At 44.0% G+C, this 6,781-nt stretch carries 5 protein-coding genes and 1 tRNA gene; 4 read left to right on the top strand and 2 right to left on the bottom strand.

Features of this window, described 5'->3' with window-relative positions:
* Positions 1-335: 335 nt before the first annotated feature.
* Together GWG06_RS25400 and GWG06_RS25395 are read left to right on the top strand one after the other, a co-directional pair.
* Positions 336-2,357, top strand: a complete 2,022-nt coding sequence (locus GWG06_RS25400; RefSeq protein WP_235938523.1) for a TonB-dependent receptor — start codon at positions 336-338, stop codon at positions 2,355-2,357.
* A 136-nt stretch (positions 2,358-2,493) separates the two neighbouring features.
* Positions 2,494-2,985 carry a DinB family protein gene (locus GWG06_RS25395; protein WP_160716990.1) on the top strand — a complete coding sequence of 164 codons (492 nt, stop codon included), beginning with the start codon at positions 2,494-2,496 and terminating at the stop codon, positions 2,983-2,985.
* A gap of 53 nt (positions 2,986-3,038) precedes the next feature.
* On the opposite strand, the gene GWG06_RS25390 is transcribed toward GWG06_RS25395, so the two are convergent.
* Positions 3,039-3,509 (bottom strand): SRPBCC family protein, encoded by a 471-nt coding sequence (locus tag GWG06_RS25390; RefSeq protein ID WP_127037527.1) that lies wholly within the window; start codon positions 3,507-3,509, stop codon positions 3,039-3,041.
* Between the two features lie 203 nt (positions 3,510-3,712).
* On the opposite strand from GWG06_RS25390, the gene GWG06_RS25385 reads away from it, so the two are divergent.
* A tRNA-Lys gene (locus tag GWG06_RS25385) sits at positions 3,713-3,788 on the top strand.
* A 158-nt stretch (positions 3,789-3,946) separates the two neighbouring features.
* Here the strand turns inward: GWG06_RS25385 and GWG06_RS25380 are convergent.
* Entirely contained in the window at positions 3,947-4,948 is a 1,002-nt protein-coding gene (locus GWG06_RS25380; protein WP_160716987.1) for a PDDEXK nuclease domain-containing protein, read from the bottom strand.
* A gap of 824 nt (positions 4,949-5,772) precedes the next feature.
* Between GWG06_RS25380 and GWG06_RS25375 the strand changes: the two genes are divergently transcribed.
* Positions 5,773-6,636 (top strand): helix-turn-helix domain-containing protein, encoded by an 864-nt coding sequence (locus GWG06_RS25375; RefSeq protein ID WP_160716985.1) that lies wholly within the window; start codon positions 5,773-5,775, stop codon positions 6,634-6,636.
* Positions 6,637-6,781: the final 145 nt, after the last annotated feature.

Below are 6,781 nucleotides of genomic sequence, written 5' to 3'. Positions count from 1 at the left end.
TATATACCGCCGTCTCTTTTTGCTACATAGAGGCTTGGAAATGAGAAAACAATGATTTTTTATCATTGGTGTCCCAATAATCTTACGCTTTAACCAAAGCCTGGATTTTTACCGGACACCAATGATTATGAATTATGAGTTAAAGCGAAGATCAGAGCGGGTATTATTCCTTATCTACCCGCTCTGATCTTCGCTTTAACTCATAATTCATAATTCTTAATTCATAATTAATTCAATAGTCTTTCTATCCCAAATGGGTTCCTCATTCGTAATTCGTAATTTGTAATTCGTAATTCAAGTCTCACATGGTTGGTGTCAAATATTTGCTGTTTATTTTGGTTGTTTGTTTAGCTGGGCCGGTGGCTGCGCAGCAGGATACGGCGTATCGGTTGCGGGAGGTGGTGGTAAAATCCTATTTGTCGGCGGAGCCGCTGCAGCGTATACCCACTACCGTGAGTATGCTGGGGGAGAGGCAGCTGGAGTTGCAGCAGGGAGTGTCGCTGGTGCCGGCGTTTAATATGCTGGCAGGGGTGCGTATGGAAGAGCGTTCGCCGGGCAGTTATCGTTTATCCGTTCGGGGGAGTCTGCTCCGGTCGCCTTTTGGAATCAGGAATGTAAAAATTTATCTGGATGAAATACCGCTGACAGATGCGGGTGGGAATGCCTATCTGAATCTGCTGGATCCTATGGCCATGAGAGGGGCGGAAATACTGAAAGGGCCGGATGGAAGTTTGTTCGGGGCTAATTCCGGTGGGGTTATCCGGCTGGATATGCTGCCGGCAGCAGCTGACAGTCAGCGGTTGCGGGCGCAGGTACAGGGCGGCAGTTATGGTTTGCTGCATGCCGCTGCGGGTTATCAGCAACGATGGGGGAAGTACGGACTACAGCTGTTCCAGGGCTTCCAGCAGGCTGACGGCTACCGGGAGAACAGCGCGATGAAGCGCTGGTATTCGCAGCTGGGGCAGCAGTGGGAGTACAGACCGGGATTTATATGGAAGATGCTTGCGTTATATGCTGATCTGGACTATCGTACCCCTGGCGGGCTGACGCTGGCGCAGCTGGAGAACAATCCGCGTGCTGCCAGACCGGCCACCAATACCTTGTCCGGTGCAACCGGCCAGCAGGCGGGCATCCGCAACCGTACCGCCCAGGGGGGCATGACACATGAAGCCCGGTTGGGAGCGCGTTGGCAACATGTGCTGACCGTATTCGGCGCCAGCACACATTTTGAAAATCCGTTTATTACCAACTACGAAGCCAGGGATGAAAATACTTTCGGGTTCCGCACGTATGTTTCGTTTACAGGGAATCCGCGAAGCGCATCGCCGCTATCATGGAGGTGGCAGACAGGTGCCGAGTGGCAGCAAACGCAGACAGATATCGCCAACTACGGCAACCGCGGCGGCCGGCGGGATACCCTGCAGGCAGCTGACAAGCTGAAAACCGGGCAGTATTTTTTCTTCACCCGTTTTCATGCCCAGCTGCATCAATGGACATTTGAAGCAGCTGGCAGCGTGAATTACTATCAGTACTCCTATAACACCAATGGTTATACGAAAAAAAAGTTTACCCCACAGCTCATGCCGCGTATCTCCTTGTCTTACCTGTTCAGTGAACAGCTGACAGGCCGTATTACCCTGAGCCGCGGCTATTCCCCGCCGGCGACGGCAGAAGTGCGGGCATCGGATAATGTGATCAACACCGCCCTGCAGCCGGAAACGGGATGGAACTATGAAGCCGGGCTGCGCGTACTGCCGCGTAACCGCCGCTATTCGCTGGATCTGGCCATATTTCATTACCGTATGCAGGACGCTATTGTGCGGAAAGTGCATGATAACGGCAACGAATTTTTTACAAATGCCGGCGGTGTGAATCAGACAGGTGCAGAACTGGAAGGCGCCCTCTGGCTGATGCAGCCACGTTTACGTGGCTGGCTGCGGGGGATGGAATGGCGAGGCAGCTTTACCTGGAGTAATTTTCATTTCAGGGATTATATCAGCGGTGGCAAGGATTTTTCAGGTAACAGGCTGACGGGCGTGCCGCAGCAGGTGGTGGTTACCGGCCTGGCCGTGGATTTCCCGGAGCAGCTGCAGGTGTATGTAGCCTATAATTACACCGGTAACATTCCTCTGAACGATGCCGGCAGCGTATATGCGTCTGCGTATCATCTGCTGCAATGCAAGGCCGCGTGGCGTATTCCCTTCTCCGGAAAAAATAATATCAGGTTAACAGCAGGAGCAGAGAACCTGCTGAATCAGCGGTATAGTCTGGGTAACGACCTGAATGCCATTGGCGGGCGGTATTATAATCCGGCGGCCGGCCGCACCTGGTATGGCGGCGTAATGGTAAGCCTGTAAACGCAGGAGGCATGTCTTATACTTCTTTAGCAATTGGTTGGAGGCAATGTGTAGGTACAACTATTTTGGAGGGCTGCTGACATAGGGTTGTCACACGCCCAGTTTTCCTTTGTAGCAGCAACAAAAATTTACCACTATGTCTCTTATTCAATCATTGCTGAAGGAAATGGACGAAGAGTCTGTTACCACCCGAAAGATGCTGGAACGTTTGCCGGCAGATAAATACGACTGGCAGCCTCATCCGAAAAGTATGAAGCTGTTAAGGCTGGCGACGCATATTGCGGAATTGCCGGGTTGGGTGAAGATGACGCTGACCACGTCAGAACTGGATACTGCCACATTTGATTATAACCCGTCGCCGTTAAAGAACAACGACGAGTTGCTGGCGTACTTTACCACTACGCTGGCAGAAGGCCGCAGTCAGCTGACAGCTGCCATGCCGGAGCAGCTGGAAGAGATGTGGACGCTGAGAGAGGGCGATGTTATTCACAAAACTTATACGAAAGCAGAAGTGATCCGTATGGTATACAGCCAGATTGTGCACCACCGTGCGCAGCTGGGCGTATACCTGCGGTTGCTGGAAATACCGGTTCCCGGCAGCTATGGGCCGAGCGCTGACGAGTATTAGCCGGTGTAAAGCCGGCTGTATTTCTTACGGGCAGGAAAGACGGCCGGCTATTACTACGATTGTCTGCAGTATTGCAGGAAGCTGTCAAGGATGAAGTCCCATCCTTCGGGGCTGTTCATCTGTTCGCGATATTGTGCGGCGCCTTCGCCGTGTTTGTCGAAATGGCGGTGTCCGAAATCTACTTTGGTTTTATTGTTGCCTTCATTGATGAAGTGTAGGAATACTTCGCTGGCTTTTGCGGCGTCCGGTTCTGGTACGCGGGAGGGGCTTATCTGCCACAGGAAGGCGATACTTTCTCCTTCAGCGAGGTATACGACCCTGCCCCAGTCGCAGCGGAATTCATGCGGGCCTGTTTCTGTACAGAGGCCGTTTACGGCAGGGTGTATGCGTATGTTAAGCAATTTATCTCCTGACCAGGTGTATGCTTTGGGCCACCATTCGTTGATTTCATAAACGAATTTCGTGTAGGCGTTACCGGAAGCCAGTGGAATGGTAAGATGTCTGGTAATGTTTGGTGTTTCCATAATGTTGAAGATTCGCTGTACTTAAATTTAAAGTATTTGCCGGTAGAAAAGTGCAGTAATTTTCATCATTTGAAAGAAAAAAATATCCCGCTGTAAGGTAGTCTGGTGGCAGGTTTGTTTTATGTAGTATGATTTTTTTGTAGATTTAATTTGGTAGAAATGAATAAATTTCTATCTTTGCACTCCGTTAAACAAAACGGCATGATTCCGTAGCTCAGTTGGTAGAGCAATACACTTTTAATGTATGGGTCCTGGGTTCGAGTCCCAGCGGGATCACCAACAAGAGTAAAAGTAAATACTCTAATGTAATTAAAACCTTGTAGAATCTGCTTCTGCAAGGTTTTTTGTTTTTAGTGGTAAAGCTGTGAAAAAAAAGAAAAGGATAAAAAAGTGAGCGTTGAAATTAGCAGGATTATTATTTAATTGTGCTAACCGTATTAGAGATCAAGTAATTTGTTCAGCGCTTTTTCTAACTGTTTCTTGTCTGGCAGATATAACTGATATTTAGCTAATAATACTTTGTTCGTTATACTACTTGTTGCATATTCAACGAGGATATGGTCTTTATATGCACCTAATAATATTCCTACAGGCTCGTTATCTCCTTCGGATGCCTCTTCTTTTTTAAAATAGTTGAGATACAGATTCATTTGACCAATATCTGTATGGTCAATTTCTCCTCTTTTTAAATCAATTAAAACAAAGCATTTCAGTATTCTATGATAAAACAATAAATCAAGTCTGAAATGCTTGCCACCAATACTCATGCGGTATTGCCTGCCTATAAACGCGAATCCTTTTCCTAGCTCCAATAAGAAATGCTGAAGGTTATTAATCAGCTTTTCTTCCAAATCGCTTTCAAGATATAGATGTTGTTCGGGAATATGCAAGAATTCCAGCACAAATGGATCTTTCAGTAAGTCTTCTGCTTGTTGTATTTCGTGTCCTTCATTGGCCAGCCTTAAAATCCCTTCTTTGTCCGTACTTAAAGCCAGTCTATGAAAAAGCATACTTTTCATTTGCCGCTTTAATTCTCTTACACTCCATTTTTCCTTTTCGGATTGTTTGGCGTAAAAGCCAATTTCCAGATCTGAATCTGATTTGAGGATTTCAAAATAATGGCTCCAAGTCAATTTGTGAGACAGTGTCTCACGTTTTGGGAAGTTATTGTATAATTTTCTCATATATGATAGGTTGGATCTGCTGAATCCTTTACCATAAGAGGCTGTGAGGTCTTTGGATAGCTTTTCAAATAACTGGCTTCCATATTCAGCTTTCTCGTTCCCTTTTTGTTCATATTCTACAATATATCGACCGATTTCCCAATAAGTATATACCAAAATAGTATTTATCTGTTGAGCTGCGTTTTCCCTTCCGGCGGCTAATAATTGTCCTATTCCGGAAACAAGCTGTTTGTATTTTTGTTCCAGTAATTCCATATGAAAAATGTTGCAAGACAAATATACTTTAAGCCGTGGTAATACGGTGTCATAATTTAATATAATGAGTTCTATTTTGTTATTATGGTGATGCCTGAAAATGATGCGCCTATTGAAATGATACGCTAGGTGTTAAGGCATACATGTATCCATACAACGCCGATTTAAGCCAAGGCCACGCAACAGAAGGTTGGCAATAATATGCGTGCTTTGCAGGACAGGCTTTCTACTCATAGAGTAGGATTGCGGCAAACCAATTGCCACAATGCTTAATGCTAGAGTGGAAGGAGAGGATATGGCGTTTTATGGTGAGTAAAAGATTAGTTTTCAACAGGATAAAATTATTTTATTATTTTTGAGCAATCATGATTCCTGATATAATTTTGGGGGGCGAACAAATCAGGTCAGCATTACGGTTAGCAATAAACGCTCACCACTATCAAATACAGACTCAACAAGGCATTACGAAGATATACGGTGTTCCCAGCGGGATCGCAGAAAATTTTTAAGCCTTCAAATTCATAGAGTTTGAAGACTTTTTTGTGTTCGTTCAATTGACTATGACAAAGCCAGAAAGTCATAATCAACTAATATAGAACCCGTAATGGTTCGAGTACCAAAGGGTTAATTATGCTAAAATTAACCTTCAATTTTTTTTTACCTACCTTGAGATTCCGGCAAACCACCCTCCGTCAGATTCTAGCAGAAGAAAAGGAGAACGAAAAAAAACATCAAATTAGTAAAATGTATCCTTTTTGACTTAAAATGTCTCCATCTTTCAGCAAGTAAAGAAACTATCTTTGTATAAGTATTATTTGTAAGCAATGGTCAATAAAATATTTAACATAAGAGAGTTCGCAGCCTATCTTAACGTTGATAAACCAAAGAATGATAATCTGCTCATTGTAAACTATGAAAATGAGGAGAACATAAGGCTGCAATCCAATTCCATTACAATAGATTTCTATTTATTGGCTATAAAGCCACCTTTGGAAAAGAGCTTTAAGGAAACACAACTTCTGGAAGATCAGTCAAAATCTTTTATGTATGTTGACTGTCCGCAGAATTCGCTGGATTGGGATATTAATGCCCCTGATGCCGGCTACAATATTCTGGTGAGTGCCAGGTATGTAAACAAACTGGCGAAAGACTATAATTTTGTTCACTATAACAATCATGAAGCACTGTTTCTTACTAAAGATGAAGAAGCGATCCTGTGGGATCTGTACAAAAAGGCTTATGATGAGTTTCAGAAAGAATATTATTCCAAAGATATTATCATGTCCTACATCGCACTGATACTGTCTTACACACAAGTGTTTTACGATAGACAATTTGATTCAAGAAGCAGCATCTATAATTCCGTGATTGATAATTTTTATAAAAACCTAAAGCAGTATTTCGACAAAAGCGAAGATGTTTCCGGTCTTCCTTCGGTTGCCTGGTTTGCACAAAAAGCCAACCTGTCACCTAATTATTTCGGGGATTTGATCAAGCACTTTACTGGTGAATCGCCCATTGAGCATATCCATAATTTTGTTTTAAAACAAGCAAAAGACAAGCTCAAAAATACTTCACTTTCTATCAGCGAAATCTCTTACAGTCTGGGTTTTGATTATCCCAACTATTTTGCAAAGTTCTTCCGCAAGAAAACAGGCATGTCGCCCAAGGTGTTCAGGGGAATGTAATCTAAAACAATCGGATAGTTTAAATACACAGCAACCTTCAGGGTTGCTTTTTTGTTTTAAAGAAATACCAATCAGTAAAAAGTCTCCTCTTTTCAGTAATCTGTCTACGTTTAAAGGATGTAATTGTATCTAATTTTATTTTGTC

It is taken from the genome of Chitinophaga solisilvae (assembly GCF_009928525.1).
GTDB classification, from domain to species: Bacteria; Bacteroidota; Bacteroidia; order Chitinophagales; family Chitinophagaceae; genus Chitinophaga; species Chitinophaga solisilvae.
This window is presented reverse-complemented; position numbering and strand designations above follow the sequence as displayed.